The organism is Dokdonella sp. GW821-FHT11D02 (genome assembly GCF_058808595.1).
In genome coordinates this window covers 4,175,034-4,199,316 of record NZ_CM179520.1, presented here as the reverse complement: position 1 = coordinate 4,199,316, position 24,283 = coordinate 4,175,034, and the positions used below count along the sequence as shown (strand labels likewise).

The 24,283-nt window shown below is 66.8% G+C and carries 16 protein-coding genes; 12 read left to right on the top strand and 4 right to left on the bottom strand.

Annotated elements, in window-relative coordinates; genetic code table 11:
- Positions 1-122: 122 nt before the first annotated feature.
- On the bottom strand, positions 123-2,372 hold the full coding sequence (locus AC3QL3_RS17815) for a hypothetical protein (RefSeq protein ID WP_492895436.1): 2,250 nt from the start codon (positions 2,370-2,372) through the stop codon (positions 123-125).
- Between the two features lie 388 nt (positions 2,373-2,760).
- Here AC3QL3_RS17815 and AC3QL3_RS17810 point away from each other — a divergent pair, with 388 nt between their 5' ends.
- Positions 2,761-4,770 (top strand): DUF7933 domain-containing protein, encoded by a 2,010-nt coding sequence (locus tag AC3QL3_RS17810; RefSeq protein WP_492895435.1) that lies wholly within the window; start codon positions 2,761-2,763, stop codon positions 4,768-4,770.
- 42 nt (positions 4,771-4,812) lie between these two features.
- Here the strand turns inward: AC3QL3_RS17810 and AC3QL3_RS17805 are convergent, their stop codons facing one another.
- Positions 4,813-5,688, bottom strand: a complete 876-nt coding sequence (locus tag AC3QL3_RS17805) for an energy transducer TonB (RefSeq protein ID WP_492895433.1) — start codon at positions 5,686-5,688, stop codon at positions 4,813-4,815.
- The gene (gene gshB, locus AC3QL3_RS17800; RefSeq protein ID WP_492895432.1) at positions 5,685-6,629 is read right to left on the bottom strand and encodes a glutathione synthase; all 945 of its coding nucleotides are present in this window, start codon (positions 6,627-6,629) and stop codon (positions 5,685-5,687) included. The genes AC3QL3_RS17805 and gshB overlap by 4 nt, the downstream gene beginning before the upstream one ends.
- Positions 6,630-7,040: 411 nt before the next feature.
- Between gshB and AC3QL3_RS17795 the strand changes: the two genes are divergently transcribed.
- From AC3QL3_RS17795 to AC3QL3_RS17770, 6 genes are all read left to right on the top strand, one after another.
- Positions 7,041-7,397 carry a response regulator gene (locus AC3QL3_RS17795; RefSeq protein WP_492898975.1) on the top strand — a complete coding sequence of 119 codons (357 nt, stop codon included), beginning with the start codon at positions 7,041-7,043 and terminating at the stop codon, positions 7,395-7,397.
- Between the two features lie 119 nt (positions 7,398-7,516).
- Entirely contained in the window at positions 7,517-8,068 is a 552-nt protein-coding gene (locus AC3QL3_RS17790) for a chemotaxis protein CheW (RefSeq protein ID WP_492895430.1), read from the top strand.
- Between the two features lie 40 nt (positions 8,069-8,108).
- Positions 8,109-10,142, top strand: coding sequence for a methyl-accepting chemotaxis protein (locus AC3QL3_RS17785; RefSeq protein WP_492895429.1), 2,034 nt, complete (start codon positions 8,109-8,111; stop codon positions 10,140-10,142).
- A gap of 101 nt (positions 10,143-10,243) precedes the next feature.
- Positions 10,244-16,390: a hybrid sensor histidine kinase/response regulator gene (locus AC3QL3_RS17780; RefSeq protein ID WP_492895428.1), complete on the top strand. Its 6,147-nt coding sequence runs from the start codon at positions 10,244-10,246 to the stop codon at positions 16,388-16,390.
- Positions 16,377-18,116: a chemotaxis protein CheB gene (locus AC3QL3_RS17775; protein ID WP_492895426.1), complete on the top strand. Its 1,740-nt coding sequence runs from the start codon at positions 16,377-16,379 to the stop codon at positions 18,114-18,116. Before AC3QL3_RS17780 ends, AC3QL3_RS17775 begins: the two co-directional genes overlap by 14 nt.
- Before the next feature lie 11 nt (positions 18,117-18,127).
- A complete protein-coding gene (locus tag AC3QL3_RS17770; protein ID WP_492895425.1) occupies positions 18,128-18,592 on the top strand; it encodes a chemotaxis protein CheW in 465 nt (154 codons plus the stop codon).
- Positions 18,593-18,715: 123 nt separating this feature from the next.
- Here AC3QL3_RS17770 and AC3QL3_RS17765 read toward each other — a convergent pair whose 3' ends face one another.
- On the bottom strand, positions 18,716-19,141 hold the full coding sequence (locus AC3QL3_RS17765) for an RDD family protein (RefSeq protein ID WP_492895424.1): 426 nt from the start codon (positions 19,139-19,141) through the stop codon (positions 18,716-18,718).
- A gap of 88 nt (positions 19,142-19,229) precedes the next feature.
- On the opposite strand from AC3QL3_RS17765, the gene xerD reads away from it, so the two are divergent.
- The 5 genes from xerD to AC3QL3_RS17740 all read left to right on the top strand — a co-directional run bounded on the left by xerD (position 19,230) and on the right by AC3QL3_RS17740 (position 24,158).
- A complete protein-coding gene (xerD, locus tag AC3QL3_RS17760) occupies positions 19,230-20,201 on the top strand; it encodes a site-specific tyrosine recombinase XerD (protein WP_492895423.1) in 972 nt (323 codons plus the stop codon).
- Positions 20,202-20,588: 387 nt separating this feature from the next.
- On the top strand, positions 20,589-21,788 hold the full coding sequence (locus AC3QL3_RS17755; RefSeq protein WP_492895422.1) for a LamG domain-containing protein: 1,200 nt from the start codon (positions 20,589-20,591) through the stop codon (positions 21,786-21,788).
- Between the two features lie 21 nt (positions 21,789-21,809).
- Positions 21,810-22,292, top strand: a complete 483-nt coding sequence (locus AC3QL3_RS17750; protein WP_492895421.1) for a hypothetical protein — start codon at positions 21,810-21,812, stop codon at positions 22,290-22,292.
- A 341-nt stretch (positions 22,293-22,633) separates the two neighbouring features.
- Positions 22,634-23,374 carry a DsbC family protein gene (locus AC3QL3_RS17745; RefSeq protein ID WP_492895420.1) on the top strand — a complete coding sequence of 247 codons (741 nt, stop codon included), beginning with the start codon at positions 22,634-22,636 and terminating at the stop codon, positions 23,372-23,374.
- 16 nt (positions 23,375-23,390) lie between these two features.
- On the top strand, positions 23,391-24,158 hold the full coding sequence (locus AC3QL3_RS17740; protein WP_492895419.1) for a DsbC family protein: 768 nt from the start codon (positions 23,391-23,393) through the stop codon (positions 24,156-24,158).
- Positions 24,159-24,283: the final 125 nt, after the last annotated feature.

Here is a 24,283-nt window from a genome sequence, read left to right as displayed (position 1 = left end):
GCAGATTGGTCACGTGCGGCTCAGAATGCGTCTCCGCGCGATGTTTTGTCATACCACGGCAAAACGGCGCCGCTGTGGCGCGACCGAAGTCGGCGCGACGCAAAACGAAGGCTGCAAGAGGGCTAGCGAGGTCGTGCGTGGAGGAGGATCGGTGGAATGGGGCGCTCGGAGCGGCGCACTTCCTGCGCAGGTCCCAGCTGGATTCTGCTGACGATATTTTCGCTGGACCGGCCGACCCACAACGTGCGCCGCCGGGCATCGTAGGCGTAGCTTAGGTCGGGGCCATTGCGCGGAACGATTCCGCGAACGCTAGTCTCGACTGGCGCGTTGCCTGCCGCCGGTCGAGAACCGTCGACCAGCGTGATCGCGGCGTCCCTTGTCGAATCGACGATCGTGGGGCCACTGAGAACCAGGTAGTTGCCGTCTTCGAGTGGAACAATCCCGTAGTTGCCGAGCGGACTCTGCGTCAACGGCCCGATCATCGAATTGCTCGAAGAGACGATTCCGGACAATCCCGTACGCCCGTCCGCCCAGGTTACCGCGCCGACGGCTGAGGGACTTCCCCAAAGAGGATTGCCAACTACGTAGTTGCCGTTGCTCAGCGCGACGACCGGCCCGCGACCGACCCGATCTAGGGCATGCACTCCGATCAATGCTCGATCGGCCGAGAGTTCGCCTATCGCCGGCTGATCGCCTTTCACCCAAGCCACCGCTCCAATGTCTGGTCTCGAGCCGTAGTCATCGCTCCAGCTGGGGCTGACTATCACGTAATTGCCGTTGGTCAGGGCGACCACTCCATCGGTATCCGTTTGCGCGGTCTCGACAAGCGAATTTTGGCGCGATACCACGCCCGCGGTGCCGATCGCTCCATTGCCCCAAGTGATGGCGCCGATGGTGGCGGAGGAGGCGTTGGCACTCCAATTGGGGCTGGAGACGACGTAGTTGCCGTCACTGAGAGCGACGATTTCCGTTCCGACGAAATCCGCCGCGTTGGTCCCGACCAAAGAATTGTCCGCCGTGACAGCGCCGACACGCCCGGTGTTTCCGTCGCCCCAGGTGGCGGCACCCGCGAGCTGGACATTGCCATTGGTCCAATTAGCGCTGCTTGTAACGTAGTTGCCGTTGGTGAGCGCAATGATCCTTTCGCCTATGAGGTCGTGACTGGTGGTTCCTACCAAGGAGTTTTGAACTGAAACGGGCCCCGAGATGCCGCGAGCCCCGTTGGCCCACGTGACTGCTCCGACATATCGGACGTCCCCGTTACTCCAACCCGAGCTCGGAACGACATAGTTGCCGTTGCTGAGCGCCGTAACGTGGGCGCGCCCGGCGTACCCGACCGAGTCGCCTCCCATCGTCCCGACCAGTGAATTGATCGGAGAAATGGGGCCGGAGAGTCCTTTTTTTCCATCCACCCAAGTCACTGCACCGACATCCGGTGCCGAACCGTTGTCCCAAAACGAACTCGTCACGACGTAGTTTCCGTTCGCCAGCACCACGATGCCGCCGCTGCTCACCTTGTCGTTTGCCGTGGTTCCCACTAGGGAGTTGCTCGCCGAAACTTCGCCATGAAGACCGATGTTTCCATCGATCCACGTTACGGCGCCGGCGGATGCGGCCGTTCCATTGGTCCAAGTGGGGCTCGCGGCAACGTAGTTGCCGTCAGGTAGGGCAATGCCTTGGTAACCTCGATTCATGCCGCCGTCGCCGACACGGTCGTATGGATTTTTTCCAACCAGCGAATTGCGGATCGAGACGGCTCCGTGGATGCCGATGCGCCCATCCGCCCACGTCACGGCACCCGCCGCGTCGGCGTCCCCATTGTTCCACCACGGACTGATGACGACGTAGTTGCCGTTGCTCAAGGGGGCGGCGCCGTAGATGCCGACCGAGTCGTTCGTTTGCGTTCCGACCAGTGAGTTGTCGGGCGAGACGGCGCCGGACAAACCGTGAACGCCGTCGACCCACGTCGCGGCACCCACGCTGTGCGAAGTTCCGTTGTTCCACCCGGGGCTCAAAACGACGAAATTGCCGTTCGCAAGCACGGCGACACCGCCACCGCCGACGAAGTCGTCAGGCTCGTCACCGTGGAGCGTACTGATCAGCGTGCCGCTCGGGCTGTAGAGATGAACCGCGCCGGCATTCTGTGCGCCGCGGTTCGCCTTGGGATCGATCACGACGAAGTTGCCGTTGGGCAATAGGGTCACGGCGATGCCGAAAGACACGCTTCCGGCCGGACCGGCGATGTCGATCTGCGCCGCTTTTCCATTCGAGGACAACGTCGCAACGAGCAAGGCCGCTAGCATCCGAAATGCGCCACGACGCGAGCGACGAAACGCGTAACCCGCTGCTATCGATCTTCTGAAGAACGTCATGCGGGCACCTGTCGTCTCTCTTCGTAGCCGGGCGCGATCGTATAGCAGTTTCACCGAGTCGATCTGCCACGAGACTCGTCTCCGGCCGTCGGAAGCGAGCTGGATTTTCCGCGGTCGATGCACGAGCGTGTGCGGCGAAGCATTCGGTGTGCAGCTCCGTCGGCTGTAGCGAAGGGTCGACAGGGGCTTGACGCTTTCTCGCCGCCTGACGTTACACGAAGAGCACGCCGCCCCGGCGATGTCTGCGTGATGCTTCACCGCTTCCGCTCACTCATTGCGACGTCCCCAAGAGCGCGGCGCAATGTGCAAATCACGGTTCTTTGTTTTCCTCCTCGCCTCCGCCTGCGTCGCCTTCGGCCCAACGCCGGCGCAAGCCGCATTGCCAACCGTGGCAAAAGGCTTCAATCCGCCCAACATCGTGCTCGGCGCGACGAGCGCGCTGACCATCACCCTGCGCAACCCGAACGCGCTGCCCGCGACGCTGACGCACGATCTGCTCGATCGCTTGCCGGAGAAGGTCGTCATCGCCGATCAGCCGGGTAAGGGCACCACGTGCTTGAACGGCGCGGTCTCGGTCACGCCCGGCACCGACACGGTCACCTTGAGCGACAACGGCACCGGCCAGGCGGTGACGATTCCGGCCAACGGTCAGTGCCAGGTGCACGTGCGGGTGACGACGACGGCGGCCGGGCCGTTCCTCAATACGATTCCCGGCGGCGCGTTGCAGACCAACTTCGGCAACAACCCGAGCGCGGCCACGGCGACGTTGACCGTCACCTCCACCCCGCCGACTTTGGCCAAGGACTTCGCGCCGCTCAGCGTCGTGCTCGGCGCCACCAGCCGGCTGTCATTGACGCTCGCCAACGACAACCAGCGCGCGGCGACCTTGAGCGCGAGCCTGGTCGACGAACTGCCCGACGGTCTCGTGCTGGCCGATCCGCCGGGCGCGAGTTCCACCTGTGCCGGCGGCGCGCTGACCGCGACGGCCGGTGCCGACACGTTGACGCTCGGCACGGGCGCGGCGATTCCCGCCAACGGTACTTGTCAGGTGCAGGCGCGCGTGCGCGCGCAGGAGGGGGGGCTGTTCGTCAATCTGATCGAGGCGGGTGCGTTGAAGACTACGCTCGGCGACAGCCCTGACGACGCAGTCGCCGTGCTGGCCGTGGTGACGCAGCCGCCGACCGTGGCGAAGTCGTTCAATCCGGCCTCGATCGATGGTGATCGCGACAGCACGCTGGCGATCGTGTTGAACAACGAGATCCAGCGCGCGGTGCGCCTAACCGCCGACTTGTCCGACGTGCTGCCCGAGCACGTCGTTATCGCCGATCCCGCCGGTGCCGGCACCACCTGCGCCGGCGGCGCTGTGTTGGCGACGCCGGGCGCGAGCACAGTCACGCTCGGCAACGGCGCGTCGATTCCGGCCGGTGGTTCTTGTCGCGTGCAGGTGCGCGTGCGTACGGACGCCGGCGGCCGCTTCGTCAATACGATTCCGGCCGGCGCGTTGCAGACCGACAACGGCGAGAATCCCGACCCGGCCAGCGCGACACTCAGCGTGACGATGCCGCAACCGCAGCCGCCGAGCGTGACGAAGGCGTTCGCGCCGACCAGCATCGCCGCGCGCGACATCAGCACCTTGACCGTGACCTTGAGCAATCCGAACGCGACGCCGCTGACGCTCAGCGCAGGCCTCGCCGACGTGCTGCCGGCGCCGCTGGTCGTCGCCAGCCCGGCGAACGCGGCGACGACCTGTGCGGGCGGCGGCGCGAGTGCGGGCGGCAATCAGGTCACGCTCGCGGCGAACGCGAAGATTCCCGCGCGCGGCAATTGCACGCTGACCGCGTCGGTCACTGCATCCAGCGCCGCCAATGCGACCAACACGATTGCTGCCGGTGCCCTGCAAACCGATGCCGGCGCGAACGCGACAGCGGCAAGCGCCAGCTTGCGCGTGACTGCGTCGACGCCGTCGTCGCCGCCCTCGCTGCAGAAGAGCTTCGTGCCGGCGAATCAGATGGAAGGCTTGCCCGCACGCCTCGTCATCGCGCTCTACAACGCAAATGCGAACGTCGCGACGCTGACCTCGCCCTTGGTCGACGCCTTGCCGCAACCGCTGGTGCTGGCGACCGCTCCCGGTCTCGTCACGACTTGCACCGGCGGCTCGATCGGCGCCGTCGCCGGCGCCAATGTCCTCACGCTCGGCACGGGTTTGCGCATCCCGAGCGGCAGCTGCACGGTGGCGGTGTCGATCGTTTCGCCCAGCGTGGGCAGCTACGTGAACACCCTGCCGGCCGGCAGCCTGCGCACGACGCTCGGCGACAACGCGAACGCAGCCAGCGCGACCTTGGTGGTGACGCCGTTCCGCGATGCGATCTTCGCGGACGGGTTCGATGGCGGGCTATAGACGACGGCGACCGGCGCGGCGCTTCGGCGCCGCCGCCGGAGTTCAGCGCGTGCGCAAGCTCTCGCCGGGCAAGAACTGCCAAGTGCGCGAGATGTACAACTCGTCGACCTTTTCCTTGCTCTCGGGCAAGGGCGGAAACGGCTCGGCCAGACGCGTGATGCGCACGGCGGCATCGTCGAGCACCTTGTGGCCGCTCGATTGGATCACGTCGATGCTCTTGATCTTGCCCGAACGATCCAGGCCGACGGTCAGCACCAACTGGCCGTGCAGCTGCTTGCGGCGCGCTTCGTCGGGATAATTCAGATTGCCGACGCGCTCGATGCGTGCGACCCAGGCGCGCATGTAGGCGGCGAATTCGTATTCCTGCGTATTGGCCGAGATGTACTTGCGCTTGGGCCGCTTGGCGTACTGCTCGGTTTCCTTCTGGATCTCCTGCGCGAGCTTGGCCATCTCGAGCTGGCGCTGCTCGGTTTCCAGTTCAGTCTGGCTCGGCCGCTCCGGCGCTTCGGGCGCTTGCCGGTCGGTCTGGATCTTGAAGTCGGAAGTTCGTTGCGTCAGCCGTTCGACCGGGCTCGGTGGTGTCGGCCGCGGCGCGCCGTCTTCGAGCGGCATCGGCGCGACGCCCGATTGCAGTTTGGGCACAGGTCCGGACAAGGGCTGCGCCGGGCGATGCGCCTTGTCCGCCTCGCCGCCGCCGCTGTTGCTCGCCTGCGCGACGAAGTCGGCCTTCTCGGGCTTCTCGCTGTTGGCCGACTGCACCAAGATCACGTCGAGCGACGGCAGCCGCGGCGCCGGCTTTTCGAACTCGAACGTCAGCCCGAGCGCGAGCACCGCGTGCGCGACGATCGAGAACAGCAAGGTGACGCCGAGCCGGTCCGCGCTGCCGGACGCGGGTTCGAGCGGAACCGTGTCGCTCATCGGGTCGCTTCGAGGCGGTCGAACAGAGTGCCGGCGATGTTCAGGCCGAAGGCGGCGTCGAGCTCGCGCACGCAGGTCGGCGAGGTCACGTTGACTTCGGTCAGCCAGTCTCCGATCACGTCCAGGCCGACGAAGCGCAGGCCGCGACGCACCAGTTCGGGTCCGACCTGGGCCGCGATCCAGCGGTCGCGCTCGGACAGCGGCACGCCTTCGCCGCGGCCGCCGGCGGCGAGGTTGCCGCGGAATTCGTCGCCCTGCGGAATGCGCGCCAGCGCGTACGGCACCGGTTCGCCGTCGATCAGCAGCACGCGCTTGTCGCCGGCGCGGATTTCGGGGATGAATTTCTGTGCGATGGCGAAATCGCGGCCGTTCGAGGTCAGGGTTTCGAGGATCACGTTCAGGTTCGGATCGCCGTGGTGCGAGCGGAAGATGCTGCGCCCGCCCATGCCGTCGAGCGGCTTCAGTACGACCTCGCCGTGCTGGGCGACGAAGTTCTTGATGTCGGCCGCGCGGCGCGCCACCGCGGTCGGCGCGCAGCACTGCGGAAAGTGCAGGGCGAAGAGTTTTTCGTTGCAGTCGCGCAGCGACTGCGGTCGATTGATGACGGCGACGCCGTCGCGTTCGGCCAATTCCAGCACCAAGGTGTCGTAGATGAACTGCGCGTCGACCGGCGGATCCTTGCGCGCGAGCGCGAAGTCGATGCCGGCGAATTCGCGCCATTCCGCCTCGCCCAGGCTGAACCAGTCGTGCGGGTCGTCGCGTACGACCAGCGGCGCCATGCGCCCCCAGGCCTTGCCGTCGAGCACGGCGAGGTCGCCTTGCGTCATGTACAAGAGGGTGTAGCCGCGGCGCTGCGCTTCGAGCAGCAGGGCCAGGGTGGTGTCTTTCTTGGGATTGATCCGTGCGATCGGGTCCATCAGCACGGCGAGGGTTCGGGTCATGGAGGGGCGATCCGGGGCAGGGGCAAAAACGCGGCAAGCATAGAGGCGAACGGTGACCGCCCGCTGCGAACTCCGCCGCGTCGGCGCGCCGGGGCGCGGCATTCGCAGCGCGACGCAGGTCGCATCGGCGGCAACGCGCGCATATTACACTCGGGGGGCTTGCGCACCCGCCGGGATGCGGGCCCGATCTCTCGGCAATTCGAGGGCTTATCGCAACAACTTGACAGCCTCGCTGACGTGTTGGATAAGGCGGATTCTCGTGTTGCTTCAGGCCGCATCCGGACGATGCCGGGTACGTGTCTTGCATGCTCGCGACAATGAGACATCGGACCGCTGGCGATATGCCGGCGGTTTTACGCAGGGGGAAGAGTGGACGACAGCAACGAGGGTGGCCTGGCCGGCATCAAGGTGATGGTCATCGACGATTCGAAGACCATTCGCCGCACGGCCGAAACGCTGCTGCGCAAGGAAGGCTGCGAGGTCGTCACCGCGACCGACGGGTTCGAGGCGCTGGCCAAGATCTCCGATCAGCAGCCGCAGATCATCTTCGTCGACATCATGATGCCGCGCCTGGACGGCTATCAGACCTGCGCGCTGATCAAGAACAACCAGATGTTCAAGTCGACGCCGGTGATCATGCTGTCCTCCAAGGACGGCCTGTTCGACAAGGCACGCGGCCGCATCGTCGGCTCGGAGCAGTACCTGACCAAGCCGTTCACGCGCGAGGAGCTGCTCGGAGCGATCCGCCGCCACGTGGACCTTAGATAAGCCCGACTTGCCATTCGATCGACAGGGGAAGAGATGGCAGCCATTGACCAGCACGAAGCCTGCATGCCGCGCGCAGTGAACTCGCGTGGGTCGCGTGTGCGCGCGTGTCGGAGCGGCGCATGAATCGCGTCGACGCCGCCACGCTGTCGCCGTTCGAAGCGCTCGCCTCCTACGAGCAGCGCAGTCTCGCGCACGCCGCCGGCGCGCCCGAGCAGGTCGAGGCGCCGGGCTTGTGGCGCGGCATCGGCTTCCGTCTGCGCGACCGCCATTTCGTCAGCAGCATCGCCGAGGTCAACGAGATCCTGACCCCGCCCGCGCTGACCGCGGTACCCGGCGCACGCGGCTGGCTGCTCGGCATCGCCAACGTGCGCGGCAACCTGGTGCCGGTGGTGGACTTGTACGAATTCGTCGCCGGCCAGCGCAGTGCGATCGGCGAAACCACGCGCGTGCTGATCGTGCGCCAGCCGGGCGGCAGTGTTGGACTGTTGGTCGACGAGTTGTTCGGCCAGCGCAGCTTCTCGCAGGAGCAGATCGCAGGGGCGGTCGGCGAGATCGACGAACGCTATACGCACTACGTCGGCGAAAACGTGCAGTCGGGCGAGGTCCTGTGGGGCCTGTTCAGCATGGGCGAGCTGGTGCGCACGGCGGAATTCCAGCAGGCCGCGGCGTGAACGGCGCGCAAAGACCATTGAACCAGTTAGGGGGTGGGGCGTGAGTACTACGTCGGGTGCACTCGGACGCGAACGCAGCGGCGGTGCGAACACGGTGCTGTTCGTACTGCTCGGATTTCTGTTCGTGTTCGCGATCGTCGACTTCGTGTTCCTGTATCTGGCCAGCGCCGACGATCGCAAGGCGACCTCCTACACCACGCAGATTCAGGTGTTGTCGCAGCAGCTGGCGAAGTACGCATCCGAAGCGGGCGGCGGCAACGAGCTGGCATTCCAGGAGCTGGAAAGCACGCGCGCCAACATCGACACCTACGTCAAAGCGCTCAATTCCGGCGACAAGACCGGCATGCCGAGCTACGCCGACAAACCCGGCGTGACCAGCGAGCTGCAAGCCCTGACCAAGGCCTGGACGCAGTTGCAGACCAGCGCGAAGAAGATCCTCGACAACAAAGACCTCGTGCTCGGCGCCGCCGCCGGGGCGAAAGAGTTCACCGACAAGCTGTCCGGCCTCAATGCGCGCATGAGCGAGGTGGTCAACATCCTGACCGACCGCAACGCCGGCGCCTCGCAGGTCTACATCACTTCGCGCCAGATGCAGCTGGCCGACCGTATGAGCGGCCGCGTCGGCCACATCCTCGCCGGCGGCGCCGATACGCAGAGTTCGGCCGCCGGCCTCGAACGCGATGCGCGTCTGTATCAGACCGTCGTCACCGGACTGCTCGAGGGCGCGTCCGAACTCAACATCAAGCCGCTCGACAACGCCAACGCGAAGCAGATCGTCGGCGACGTCGCGCAGCAATGGACCGCGGCCGACACTTCGATCAAGACCATCCTCAACGCGGCGACCAACCTGCAAGAGGTCAAGGACGCCGCCGACGCCAGCTTCACCGACAGCCAAAGCGTGCTGCTGCGCGCCGGCAACGTCGCCCAGCGCATCGACGAGCTGCCGCGCAAGCGCCTGTTCCCGAACCCGATCTGGGGCGCGATCGCCGCCGGCGGCGCGCTCCTGCTCCTGCTCGTACTCGGTTACAACATGGTGCGCGACCAGCAGCGCCGCTATCAGCAGACGGTCGAGCTGAATCAGCGCAACCAGGACGCGATTCTGCGCCTGCTCGACGAGATGGGTTCGCTCGCCGAAGGCGACCTCACGGTCAAGGCCACCGTCACCGAAGACATCACCGGCGCGATCGCCGACTCGGTCAACTTCGCGGTCGAGGCGCTGCGCAGCCTGGTGACGACGATCAACGAAACCGCGGTGCAGGTGTCGGCGGCGGCGCAGGAAACGCAGGGCACCGCGATGCACCTGGCCGACGCGGCCGAACATCAGGCACGCCAGATCAGCACCGCTTCGGGCGCGATCAACGAAATGGCGACCTCGATCGACACCGTGTCGCAGAACTCCGGCGAGAGCGCCGAGGTGGCGCAACGCTCGGTGCAGATCGCGACCAACGGCGCCGCGGTCGTGCGGCAGACGATTCAGGGCATGGATTCGATCCGCGACCAGATTCAGGAGACTTCCAAGCGCATCAAGCGCCTGGGCGAGTCGTCGCAGGAAATCGGCTCGATCGTCGAACTGATCAACGACATCGCCGAGCAGACCAACATCCTCGCGCTGAACGCGGCGATCCAAGCCGCCTCGGCCGGTGAGGCGGGCCGCGGCTTCGCGGTGGTCGCCGACGAAGTGCAGCGACTGGCCGAACGCGCTTCGGGCGCGACCAAGCGTATCGAGACCCTGGTGCAGACGATTCAGTCCGACACCAACGAAGCGGTCAGCTCGATGGAACAGACCACCGCGGAAGTGGTATCCGGCGCGCGCCTGGCCGAGGACGCCGGTCACGCGCTCGGCGAAATCGAAACGGTGTCGAGCGACTTGGCCGAACTGATTCAGAACATCTCCGGCTCCGCGCGCCAGCAGTCTTCGGCCGCGACCAACATTTCCTCGACCATGAACGTGATCCGCGAGATCACCTCGCAGACCTCGGTCGGCGCGAGCCAGACGGCCGAATCGATCGGCAACCTCGCCCAGCTGGCGGCGGATCTGCGTCGCTCGGTCGCGGACTTCAAGCTGCCCGGATGACCGGATAAGCCGATGCGAACCCCGCGGTCTTCCGCACGCCACGAATCCACCTGCCGCGCGCACATCGGACGCGCGCGGCTGTCGTCCGCAGGAGCACGCCGATGAAACTCCACGACGACGGCGACTACACCGCGCTGAACTGGATCAAGCCGGCGCTCGACGCGACCTTGGCGCAGGCGCGCGACGCGCTCGAGCGCTATGTCGACGCGCCGGCCGACCTCGGCGCGATGCGCGAGTGCGCGACGCATCTGCATCAAGTGCAGGGCACCTTGCGCATGGTCGAGCTGTACGGCGCCGCGATGGTGGTCGAGAACATGGAGCGCCTGGCCGAGGCGCTGCTGGGCGACAGCATCCGTCAGCGCGACGAGGCGTACTCGGTGCTGATGCGCGGCATGGTGCAGCTGCCCGATTATCTCGAGCGCTTGCAGAGCGGGCACAAGGACATTCCGATCGTTCTGCTGCCGCTGCTGAACGATCTGCGCGCCTGCCGCGGCGAGAATCTGTTGAGCGAGTCGGCGCTGTTCTCGCCCGACCTCGCCGCCGCGCTGCCGTTCGCCGCCGCCGGCGCCGCGCAGCCGCTGGCCGCAGCCGACCGCCGCACCCAGGCCTTGCGTCTGCGTCTGGGCTTTCAGGCCGCGCTGCTCAAATGGTTCCGCGACGAAGGCGCGGCGGAACATCTCAATCGCCTGATCGACGTGCTCGACCGCCTGCGCGCGGTGTCTCACGCCGAGCCGGCGCGGCGTTTGTGGTGGATCGCCGCCGGCACCATCGATGCGGTGCGCGACGGCGGCCTGGAAGCGAGTGTCGCGGTGAAGCTCTTGTTCGGCCGTGTCGACCGCGAAATCCATCGCTACGCCGGCGAAGGCGACGAAGGCTTCGAAGCGGCGCCACCGCGCGAGCTGACCAAGAATCTCCTGTACTACATCGCGCATTCCGCCGCCGACGGCAGCGACCGGCGCGGTCCGCGCGGTGCCGAAATCGCGCGCACCTACCGCCTCGACACCTTGCTGCCGACCGACATCGAGTTGCAGCACGCGCAAGGCTCGATGACCGGGCGCAACAAGAACCTGCTCGGCACCGTTTCCGCCGCGATCAAAGATGACCTGTTGCGCGTGAAGGAAGCGCTCGACATCTTCCTGCGCAGCCGCGGCTCCGATCCGTCCGAACTGCTCGGCCAGGCCGACGTGCTCGGTCGCGTCGGCGACACGCTCGGCATGCTCGGCCTCGGCGTGCCGCGCCGTGTAGTCGACGAGCAACGCCGCATCGTCGAAGAGATCGCCGCGCGTCAGCGCGTGGTCGACGAGGGTGCCCTGCTCGACGTCGCCGGCGCCCTGCTTTACGTGGAAGCGTCGCTGGACGACCACATCGAGCGCCTGGGCGATTCGGTCGACGGCAGCACGATCGAAGTGGAAGGACTGGAACTGCCCAAAGCCGAAGTGCGCCGCATCCTCGATGCGTTGATGCGCGAGGCAGCGGTCAACATCGTGCAGGCCAAGCACGACATCATCGCCTTCATCGAATCGCCTTGGGACCATCAGCGCGTCGGCCAGATCCCGCGCCTGTTGGAGGAGATTTCCGGCGCGCTGCGCATGCTCGGCCTGCCCGATGCGGCCGAGCTGATGGCCGCGATCGTGCGCTTCGTCGAAGTCGAGCTGATCGAGCATCGGCGCGTGCCGACCGCCGAACAAATGGACAAGCTGGCCGATGCGCTGGCCGCGATCGAGTACTACCTCGAGGCGACGCGCGAGCAGCGCCGCAATCGCGAGAAGATTCTCGACGTGGCGCGCGAGAGCCTCGAAGCGCTCGGCTACTGGCCGCTCGATCAAGCGCCGGCACGGCCGTTCGTGGAGCCGCCGGCGGCGTCGTTCGATTTCGCTCCGCATGCCGCGGGCGATGCCGCCGCGACGGCATTCGCCGGCGCGATCGAAACGCCGCTGCCCAGCGTCGACCTCGCGCCCGGTCGCGATCTGCACGATCTGGTCATCGGCGAGGCCGGCGCGGACGCGCCGCACGAGCACGACGTGGCCGGCCTGCGGCTGGTCGAAACCGGCATCGATGCGGAGGCCGGCTGGACCGAGATCGAAGAAGAAATCGAAGAAGACGTGCCGATCGAAGACGAGCCGTTGCCGGGCTTCCAGAGCGCGGTGGGTGAGGAGATCGACGACGGCATCCGCGAAATCTTCGTCGAGGAAGTGGACGAGGAGATCGCCAATCTGAAGCGGCAGATGCCGCTGTGGAAGCGCGACGTCGACAATCTCGACGAGCTGAAATCGGTGCGCCGCTCGTTCCACACGCTGAAGGGCTCGGGCCGCCTGGTCGGCGCGCGTGCGCTCGGCGAGTTCAGCTGGAAGGTCGAGAACCTGCTCAATCGCGTGCTCGACGGCACCGTCAAGCCCGGTCATCACGTCGTCGCCCTGGTCGACGCGGCGATCGATGTGGTGCCGTCCTTGCTGTCGGCGTTGCGCGGCGAGACGGTCGGTTCGGCGCGCGTGAATGCCTTGGCTGAAGTCGCCGAACGCCTGACTGCCGGCGAAGACGTCGCGCTACCCGAAGCCAGCGCGACTCTGCGCAAAGTGCGCCGCGTCGTGCGCCGGCGCGTACCGCTGGCGCCCGAGCTGCCGAGCCTGTCCGAGGACGTGCAAGGCGACGAGCATCTCACCGCCGCGTTCGGCGCGCCGGCGGACGAACTCGTCGCCGGGCCGCTGCCCAATGTCGATCCGGTGCTGTTCGACATTCTGCAGAGCGAAGTCGCCGCCCATCTCGGCACGATCGAGGACTACCTCGCGCGCTGCGCGCCGTTGCCGGTGCGCGCGAGCGAGCCCTTACTGCGCGCGGTGCATACGCTGAACGGCGCCATCGCGATGGTCGACATTCCGGCCATCGGCAACGTGCTGGCGCCGCTGGAAAGCTACGTCAAGCGCCTGCGTGGCGCCGGTCTCGCGCCCGACGCGGACGGCATCGCCGCGCTCGGCGAAACGGTCGCGCTGACGCGCGAGGTGATGCAGCGCCTGGAAGCGCGCCGCAGCGATCTGCCCGATTCCGATCCGCTCGCCGCGCGCGTCGCCGCCTTGCGCGACGCGTTGCCGGAGCCGGAAACCTCGCTGTCGCTGTACGGCATCGGCGGCGACACAGCGGAAACCGGCGCTACAGCCGAACAGACCGTGGCCGACTGGCCGCCGGCTGCTTCGTCGGAGCCGCCGCCGCTGGACGGCGAATCGGTCGATGCGCTCGAGCGCGCGCTGCGCGCCGCCGCGCCGCCGAGCGATCGTCCGCTGAGCGAAGTGTCGATTCCGGAAGACTTGATCGCCTCGCTGGCGAGCTTCGACCGCGACGCATTCGGTCTGCCGATCGAAGAGTTGCCGCCGGAAGCCGGCGAACCTCAGTCTATCGCCGCGGTCGGGGCGATCGACGATTTCGACGAAGCCGCGATGGCGGCCGCCATTCACGCCGGAGACGAGTTCGACGAATCCGCCGAAGCGGCAACCATTCGCGCCGCGGACGATATCGACGCGGCGGCCGAGGCCGCTGCCGTCAACGTCGGGGACGAGTTGGATCCGGCGGCTGAAGCCGCCGCCATCCATGCGGCGGACGACTTCGAAGAGTCCGCTGCCGCGATATCGCCGGAGTTGGAGTTCGACGCTTCGTTGCCGATCGAAGACATCGTGCTCGAAAGCGAGCAAGAAATCGCGCCGGAGTCGCACGCGCACGAAGAGCTGACGTTCGATGTTGAACCGTCTGCGCCGGCCGAGCCGATCGCGGAAGAGATCGTGCCGGCGGTCGCCGCGGCAGCACCGCGCCGACCCTTGTCCGGCAATCCGGCGCCGGTCATCGCCGAAGACGTGCAGCCGGACGCGCCGCTGGAAGCGCTCGACATCGATTCCGACCTGCTCGACATCTTCGTGCAGGAAGGCGCCGACATCCTCGACCAAACCGACGCGCTGGTGGCGCAGCTGCGGCAGGCGCCGCACGAGCGTGCGCCGATCGCCGGCCTGCAGCGCGAGCTGCATACGCTGAAGGGCGGCGCGCGCATGGCCGGCCTGGCGCCGATCGGCGATCTCAGCCATGCGATGGAGTCCTTGGTCGACGCGCTCGGCGACGGCCGACTCGAGGTCGATCGCGCCGCGGTCGAATCACTCGAGCGCGGTTTCGATCGCCTGCACGGACTGGTGCAGCGCGTCGCGCATCGTCGTGCGATCGCGATGCCCAAGCACGCGATCGCGCATTTCGAACGCTTGGTCGCCGGCGAGGGCGAAGTCGCCGAGCGCCTGTCCGCGCTCGACCGCGCCGCCGCCGAATCGGGTGCGGTGACGGATACGCCGGCAACACCGGCGGCATCGGTGCCGCGGCCGGCGCCGCGGCATCTGTCGACCACGGTCGACGACGAGACGCGCGCGCCGCAGGAAATGATCCGTGTGCGCTCGGATCTGCTCGACTCGCTGGTCAACTACGCCGGCGAGGTGTCGATCTACCGCTCGCGCCTGGAGCAGCAGATCTCGACCTTCCGCTTCAACCTGGTCGAATTCGACCAGACCGTCACGCGTCTGCGCGAGCAGCTGCGCAAGCTCGAGATCGAAACCGAAGCGCAGATCATCGCGCGCTACCAGCGCGAGCAGCACGATCACGGCGTCGCCGCGTTCGATCCGCTCGAACTCGACCGCTTCTCGCAGCTGCAGCAGCTGTCGCGCGCGCTCGGCGAGTCGGTGTCGGACTTGATCTCGATTCAGGGCCTGCTCGACGAGCAGACGCGCCAGTCCGAAACGCTGCTGCTGCAGCAGTCGCGAGTCAATTCCGATCTGCAGGAAGGCCTCATGCGCACGCGCATGGTGCCGTTCGATTCGCTGGTGCCCAACCTGCGCCGCACCTTGCGCCAAGCCGCGCAGGAAACCGCTCGCCGCGTGCAGCTGCGCGTCGAGGGCGCACACGGCGAAATGGACCGCAACCTGCTCGAACGAATGAAAGCGCCGTTCGAGCACATGCTGCGCAACGCGCTCGCGCACGGCATCGAAGCGCCGGACGAGCGCGTCGCGCGCGGCAAGCCGGCCGAAGGCACGGTCGACATCGCGCTCAGCCGCGAGGCGACCGAAGTCGTGCTGCGCGTCGCCGACGACGGCCGCGGCATGGACCGCGAAGCGATCCGGCGCAAGGCGATCGAGCGCGGCTTGCTCAAGCCGGACGCGAGCTTGTCCGATCGCGACTTGTACGCATTCGTGCTCGAAAGCGGTTTCTCGACCGCAGCCGAAGTGACCCAGCTGGCCGGCCGCGGCGTCGGCATGGATGTGGTGCACAACGAGATCAAGCAGCTCGGCGGTTCGCTCGCGATCGATTCGACGCCGGGGCAGGGCACCGCCTTCACCATCCGCCTGCCGTTCACGCTGGCGGTCACGCAGGCGATCTTGGTCAAGCTCGGCGAAGTCAGCTACGCGATTCCGATGTCGTCGGTGCAGGGCGTCGCGCGCATCGCGCGCGAGGATCTCGAACGCCGTCTGAGCGCCGGTGACGCCAAGCACGTCTACGCGGGCGAGGAATACGCGATCCACGATCTGGCGCAGTTGCTCGGCCTGCCGCGCCAGCGTGCGACCGACGACGCGCAGGTGCCGCTCTTGATGACGCGCAGCGGCGACCAGCGCTCCGCGGTACGCATCGACGGCGTGGTCGGTTCGCGCGAAATCGTGGTCAAGTCGGTCGGCCCGCAACTGAGTTCGGTGCCGGGCATCTTCGGCGCGACCATCATGGGCGACGGTGCGGTAGTGATCATTCTCGATCTCGCGCCGCTGGTGCGGCGCCTGGTTTCGCTGCGCGCGCGCACGGGCGAAGGCATGCCGGCCTGGCTCGAGGCGGAAGCGCCGCCGCTGCCGGAAACCCGCCAGAAGCCACTGGTGATGGTGGTCGACGATTCGATCACGATGCGCAAGGTCACCACGCGCGTGCTCGAACGCGCCGATCTCGACGTGATCACCGCGAAGGACGGTCTCGATGCGCTGGAGAAGCTGCAGGACAGCGTGCCGGACCTGATGCTGCTCGACATCGAAATGCCGCGCATGGACGGTTACGAGTTGGCCACCTACATGCGCAACGATCCGCGCACGCAGGGCGTGCCGATCATCATGATCACCTCGCGCACCGGCGAGAAGCATCGTCAGCGCGCGTTGGAAATCGGGGTCGAACGCTATCTCGGCAAGCCGTACCAGGAAGACGAGTTGCTGCGCCACGTGCAGGAGATTCTGAGGCGCGAACATGAACAGAAATGACGTCGCCGTCGCCTTGTTGAGCGACACGCCCGAGCGTGGCGCTCACCTGCGCCAGGCTTTGCTCGCGCTCGGCACGCCGGTGGTCTACGAGACCTCGACGCGCGCGCTCGATCCCGCCGCGCTGGAGCGCTCGCACGCGAACGTGGTGGTGGTCAATCTCGACGCGCAGTCGGGACCGCACCTCGACGATCTCGGCGGCTTGCTCGCCGATACGCGTTATCGCGTCGTCTTCAACGACGCCGAAGTGTCGAGCCTGTTGTCGGGCTGGGATCAGGCGCGCTGGGCGCGCCATCTCGCTGCGAAGGTGCTCGGCCAGGCCGACATCGATCCGCCGCGGCCGGTCGGCGCCGAGCCGGTGCCGCAGCGCGAAGTCGAACCCGCAACGCCGTGGGCCGCGATCACCGCGATCGAGGCTTTGCCCGCAGCGCCGGTCGATGTGCCGCCGCCGGCACCCGCTTCGCTCGCCGGCCCGCTCGAAGTACCGCAGCTGGAAACGTTCAGCGGAATCGTCGACGGCGTCGATGCGGACGTCGACGACGAAGTCGAGAAACTCCTGCTCGAACCGTTCGATCTGACCGAATTCGATCCGCCCGCCGCCGAACACTCCGCCGCGCCGCTTGCGTCTGCGCCGGAGGCGGAAGAGATCGCCGGCGAGTTCGGCGAGATCGAGTTCGACGACGCCGCGATCGACGCTGTCGCAATCGACGCCGTTGCAATCGATGCCGCCGCAATCGACGAATTCGACGTGCAGGATTTCGCGATCGATCCGTCCTTGCTCGCCGCCTTCGACGAGAATCCGCCGCCGGCGACGACCGCTGCGCCGGAGGCAGTGGTGAAAGATACGCAAGACGCGTCGGCGAAAGAGGCGCGCGCAGCACCAGCCTGGTCGCTGGAAGAGCTTCTCGAAGCGGACGAGACGGCACCTGCGCAAAGCGGCAGTGCCACGCCGTTCGGTATCGAAACCTTGAGCGCTTCGGAATATCTCGCGCCGGCGGCTGCCGACGACGGCGTGCCGCCGCCGCTCACGGCCGACGACGGCCTGCTACTGGAATTAATTCCGCTCGAAGAAGCGGTGGCGCCGGCGGCGGTGGAATCCGCCGCACGCGAGTCCTGGCTCGATCCGGATGCGGTCACGGCGCCGGCAAAGGTGCGCCGCGTATGGGTGCTCGGCGCTTCGATCGGCGGACCGGAATCGGTACGCGAATTCCTGGCTGAGCTGCCGCGCGACTATCCCGCCTTGTTCCTGTTGGCGCAGCACTTGGGCGGCGAGTTCGTCGATCTGATGACGCGCCAGCTGGCCAAGGCGACGCCGTTGACCGTGCGTGCGCCCACTCACGGCGAGCGCGTCGGCCACGGCGAGATCGCGGTGGTGCCGGCGACGCATCGAATGCTGATCGATGCCGACGGCGTGGTCGTGCTCGAACGCGACACGCAAAAGGGCGAGTACAGCCCCTCGATCGATCGCGTGCTGCGCGACGTCGCCGATCGCTTCGGCGAGGCGGCCGGGGCGATCATCTTCTCCGGCATGTCCAACGATGCGGCCGAGGGTTGTCGTTACCTGGCGGAGAAGGGCGGACGCGTGTATGCGCAGGAGCCGGAAACCTGCGTGGTCAGCGCGATGGTCGACGGCGTGCGCGAGACCGGCGTGGTCGGCTTCGTCGGCTCGCCGCGCGAACTCGCCGAGCAGCTGCTGGCCGAGTCGAAACAGGCCGAACACAGAACATAGGAATACTAGCGATGGCCGATCTACCGCGCGAAATCCGCGGCGTCATGGTGCCGGTCACCGGCGGACGCGTGTTGCTGCCGAACGCAACCGTGGCCGAAGTCATCAGCTACGCGCAGCCCGAGCGCATCGCGGGCGCGCCGGCGTGGCTGCTGGGGCGGCTCGCGTGGCGCGGCTGGCGCCTGCCGTTGTTCTCCTTTCCGATGCTGACCGGCGCGCTGGCGGAAGAGGGACGTGCGAACGCGCGCGTGGCGGTGCTGAAGGCGCTCGGCGGCAGCGCCGGCATGCCGTTCATCGCCTTGCTCGCGCAAGGCTTCCCGCGTCTGACCACGGTCACGCCGGAACTGTTGCTGCCGACCGCCGACGAAGCGCCGCATGCGCCCGGCGTGCATTCGGAAGTGCTGGTGCGCGACGACCGTGCGGTGATTCCGGATCTGGACGCGATCGAAGGCCTGATCGCGCAAGCCTTGGCGGCTTGAGAGCGTTCTCGACCGCTACGCGCGAGTTCATGCCCGCGAACGCGGGTATCCCGTGAACGCCTCGAACGGATCGCCGCATTCGCGCGAATGAAGGCGTTTCGAGTTTTCTCCGAGAAATCTTCCCTACTTCGGCGGCAGACGCACGAGCCGGCTGCCGGCGGCGAGGTCGTGCCAGCCGCGGCGGTCGCGTTCGAACAGGCACCAGAGAAAGCCGAGACCGAGCGCGCCGGCCGACAGCAGCGCGACGGCGAAGCGCAGCAGCGCGCGCGGCCACGGCAGCGCGAGGCCGTCGGCACCGACCACGCGCAGGCGCCAGGCGCGCATGCCGATGGTCTGGCCGCCGCGCGCCCACGAGATCACGAAGTAGGCCGCGGTCACCGCGAGCAGTGCGAGCTGCAGCAGGCGATGGTAGGCCGCCGGCGGATGGGCGACGTCGACCTCGCCGTGCACGGCGAACAGGAACAGCGCCGCGGTCAGCATCCACAGCGCGATCAGCGGGAACAGGTCGTAGACGATGGCGGCGAAGCGCAGCCAGAGCGAAGCGGGCATGGGGCGGTAGTCGGAAAGGGCGGTCGGTGACGGCGGCTAGCGTCACGGTTTAGTCTTCGCCGCGCAAGCGCACGAGGATCGATCGAGCATGAAGCCTTCCACCGCCGCCGCGCGGCGCCGCCCGGCAGCGAAAGCGGCTGTCGACCTCGCTGCGGACGATGCGGCCTTGATCGCCGCCTTTCGCGAACGCGCCTGGTCCGAGCTCGGACTGGCCGACAACACCCTTGCCAGTTATCAGCGCGATCTGGAAGGCTTCGCGCGCTGGCTGCGACAGCGCGGGCTGACGTTGGCGAGCAGCGCGCGTGGCGAGGTGCAGAGCTATCTCGGCGAGCGCAGCGGCAAGGGCGGCAGCAGCGGCCGCGGCTACACGGCACGCTCGAACGCGCGTCTGCTGTCGAGCCTGCGCCATTTTTATCGGCTGCTCGCGCGCGAAGGGCGGATCGAATCCGATCCGACTCTGCTGGTGGAAGCGCCGAAGCTGCCGCGCAGCCTGCCCAAGGCCTTGTCGGAGAGCGAAGTCGAGGCGCTGCTGCGCGCGCCGCCGCCGACGCCCTTGGGCTTGCGCGATCGCGCCATGCTCGAGCTGATGTACGCCACCGGCTTGCGCGTCAGCGAGCTGGTCGGGCTGGTCGCGGCCCAGGTCAACCTGCGCCAGGGTGTGTTGCGCGCGCTGGGCAAGGGCGGCAAGGAGCGTTTGGTGCCGCTCGGCGACGAGGCTGCGCATTGGCTGACGCGTTACGTCGGCGAAGCGCGCCCGGTGTTGCTCAAAGGCGGGCGCAGCGAGGCGCTGTTCGTCAGCAACCGGCGTGCGGCGATGACGCGGCAGATGTTCTGGAGTCTGGTCAAGAAACACGCGTTGACGGCCGGCGTGCCATCACAGCGCATTTCGCCGCACGTGCTGCGGCATTCCTTCGCCACGCATCTGCTCAACCACGGCGCCGATCTGCGCGCCTTGCAGCTGATGCTCGGCCACAGCTCGCTGTCGACCACGCAGATCTACACGCTGGTCGCCAAGGAAGGCTTGAAGCGGCTGCATGAGCGCCATCATCCGCGCGGATGAAAGCGTCGATGAAGACGCCGAGGAAAGGGCGTACCAAATCCGCGTAAGCGCGACGCAGGCAACGGTTCCGCCGCCGTCGAAGGCCTAGGCTTTCGAACGGGCACGAGTGCCAGGGATTTCCGAAAACATCCCCAGCCGATCCTGATTCGTTCCCGCTTCGTCCTAGCAAGCGCACGTCGTTCGACCCTAGCCTGTAACGCGCTTCTCGAGCCCGTCGCCAAGGCATGCATTCGTTGAAGAAGCGTGGCTGATGTTCATTCATCGCCGGCAGGAGCCAGTCCTCGGCGCGTCCATCGCACGCCCGGGTGGTCACGAGGATGCCGCTCTCATCGCGTCGGCAAGTCGCAGTTCCGCACATCCCTGTAAGGAAAACGGAGGATATCGACGATGAAGAAGATGCAAGAGCTTTTGATGCTGGTCGCGGTGACGCTGCCGGTCGCGGCCCATGCGGGCCCGGCCGGAGTCGCCGGAGCGGCCGGTGAATGGCGCTTGGAAAATGCCGCCACGACCGCGTTCGACACCAGCGGCAATGCGCAGAACGGCAGCATTTCCTGGGGATCGCCGGCGTCGTGGGGTTGGCAGGGCAATGGCGCCACCCTCGTCGGTGGCAACTATTACCAGTTTCCCGCCAGCGCGACCGCGATCAACGTCGGCACGGGTGATTTCACTCTGGCCGCCTGGGTCCGCATGAACAATGCGGGCGACGTCAAGACTATTTTCGACAACGGCGGCAGCACCACCACCGGCTACACCTTCGCGGTGCAGGGCAACCAGCAGGTGCAGTTGACGATGGTCGATCCCGGCAGCGGCTACGGCACCACGCTGACTTCCAGCGTGCCGCCGGTGATGGCGACGAATCGCTGGCAACACGTGGCGGTCAGCGTCGAACGTGCACCGCGAGGCCGGCCGCCGATCGTCGTGCAGCCGGTTCCGACCATCCGCTTCTACATCGACGGCCAGCCCGCAGGCACCGCCACGCCGATCCTCGGCAACATCGACAACACCTTCAACGGCGACATCACGATCGGCGGCAGTCACTTCAGTTCGTACCGTTTCAACGATCGGCTCGACGAAGTGTTCGTCTACAAGCGCATGCTGAGTGCCAGCGAGATCGGCCTGGTGATGGATCCGCATCTGCCGACCTATCAGCCGAACTACTGGAACGGCACCAGTACCGTGCGTCAGAACAACAACTGCTACAACTACGCCAACAACAAGCGCACCGACACCTTCGCCCAGCCCGGTCGCGGCGCCGGCGCGCAGGCGACGACGATGAGTTGCGCGGTGGTGCGCCAGGGTGCGATCGCCGACGGTCTCGAACCGATCACCGACATCAACGCGGTCAGCTACAAGGACGTCGCCGCGCTGGTCGTCGCCCCCGGCTACGACTACCACTGGTACCGGCGCGATCAGAACGGCTTCTGGACGCACAAGCCGGGTCAGACCAACGCGACCAACCTGGACAATTCCGGCAATACGATCAGCAATCCCGAGACGGCCAATCGCGGTCCGTACTCGGCTTTCTGCGGCTACTTCCGAGTCTGGTCCGACGACATTCAGGGCGCCGGACACGAGCACATTCAATAAATCACCTCGGAGGACACGATCATGTTCAAGTCTTGCTTGAAAGCGTTTCTGTTGAGCGGTGCCTGCTTGCTGGCGTCGACGGCGATGGCCGCCGACACGCAGCCGGGGGCGTCCACGTCGGCTCTGCGTGTCACGTATCTGGTCTTTTCCGGTCGCCCCAACCCGAGCGTGACGCTGGCCGATCCGGCGCTGGTCGGTTCGATTCGCGCGCAGCTCGCGTCGGTACGTAGCCGCGCGGCGCAGGCGAATGAGGCGGCAGCTTCGAAGCTCGGCTACAACGGCGTGCTGATCGAATCGACCGAGGCGGACGGGACGCAAGTCTCTTATACGGTCAAGGGCAGCGTGCTGAGTGTGGAATCGAACGACGCCAAGGCGAGTGCCGGCGCGGCCGCATTCACCTCCGCGGCGGCGGCGGACCTCGAAGCGCGCCTGCTCGGCATCGGTCAAGAGCAAGGCGTGCTCGACGAAGCGACGCTCGGCTTCCTGCTCGATTCGACGCGCTGAAATCGATGAGGCGGCTTGCCGGCGCGAACCGCCGGCAAGCCTCTGGCCGTTCGTTACAGCTCGAGTTCGGAACGTCGACGAGGCGATTTCCTCTTGACCCGAGACACGCCCTTACCTGCGATGGCGCTCGCATAACCTATAGATACGCCAAGTCGGGCGAGGACCTGTCAAGAGCTTCACTTTCCCCATCCGCCCCCGCGTGCGAGAATCGCACGACGTTGCGGAACCAAGCCGCGCCGAGCGCGGTCGTACCGCGTTCGCGAGGGTTCGCCGATACCGTGCAAGCACAAACGCTTGGCGCCGGTCTTGAACCCCACATCACTCCGAATTGCGAGGTCGTCATGCGCCTTCCCCTGTTCATTCTCGGCCTGCTGATGGCCACTACGGCCGTTGCGGCCACGCCGGAGGAGACGGTCAAGCAGGCGATCGGCTCGCTGGCGCCGAAGATCAAGGTCGACGCGGTGCAGGAGTCGACCATTCCGGGCTTCTACGAAGCGATCGCCGGCGGCCAGTTCCTCTACGTCAGCAAGGACGGCCGCTACATCGTCGACGGCAATGCCTACGATGTCGCCAACAAGCGCGACCTGACCGCGAAGTCGCGCGCCAAGGCGCGCAAGATCGCGCTCGACAAGGTCGGACCGGAGAAGCGCATCGTGTTCGCGCCGCAGGCGCCAGTGCAGACCAAGCACACGGTGACGGTGTTCACCGACATCGACTGCCCGTTCTGCCGCCGCTTCCATCAGCAGATCGCGGCTTACAACGCGAAGGGCATCGCGGTCGACTATCTGTTCTATCCGTTGACGATCCACCCCGGCGCCGACAAGAAGGCCGAAGCGGTGTGGTGCGCGAAGGATCGTCCGAGCGCGTTCACCGCCGCGATGGGCGGGCAGGATCCGGGCAAGGCGACCTGCCCCAATCCGGTGTCCGAACTCAGCCAGCTGGCGCTGTCGCTCGGCGTCAACGGCACGCCGACGATCCTCGCTCCGGACGGCTCGCAGATCTCGACCCAGATCGCGCAGTCGCCCGACCAGCTCGCCGCCGAACTCGACCGCCTGGCCCAGAAAGCCGTGGCGCAGAATTGATCGCAGGATGAACGCCATGAACCTTCTCGACCGCAGCTTCCGCATTTCGATCCTCGCCGGCGCCTGTGCGCTCGCCTCGCTGGCGCAAGCGCAGGCCGTCGACTCTCCGGCCGACGCCGCTGCGCGCAAGGCGATCCAGGCACTGGTGCCGCAGGCGAAGATCGACAAGATCGAGCCGGCGCCGATCCCCGGCTACCGCCAGGTCATCATCGGCAGCCAGATGATCTACATCAGCGACGACGGCCAGTACCTGATGCAGGGCACGCTGTACGACGCGCAGAACAAGCGCGATCTGACCGCCTCGCGCATCGCCGAGCAGAGCAAGGTCAAGCTCGACGCGGTGCCGGCCAATCAGCGCATCGTGTTCCCGGCCGAAGGCGGCAAGCCGAAGTACAAGGTGACCGTGTTCACCGACATCGACTGCGGCTACTGCCGCAAGATGCACACGCAGATCGCCGAGTACAACAAGCGCGGCATCGAGGTCGACTACTTGTTCTTCCCGCGCAGCGGGCTCAACACGCCGTCCTACGACAAGGCCGTTTCGGTCTGGTGTGCGAAGGATCGCAACGCGGCGTTCACTGCGGCGAAGACGGGTAAGGATCCGGCCCCGGCGAAGTGCGACAACCCGATCGCCGAGCAGTTCAAGCTCGGCACCCAGGTCGGCGTCGACGGCACGCCGACGATCCTCGCGCCCAACGGCACCAAGATCGGTGGCTACCTGCCGCCGGATCAGATGGTGGCCAAGCTGCAATCGCTCGACTCGGTGCATCTGGCCGGCAATTGAGATCAGGCTACAAGATGTGAACGACGCCCGGCTCGCGCCGGGCGTTTGTTTTTTGGGGTCGAGGCAACGCCTCTCTCCGCGTCGCGGCGGGCATCCGGTATCATAGAGAGCTGTTCCTGATCGCC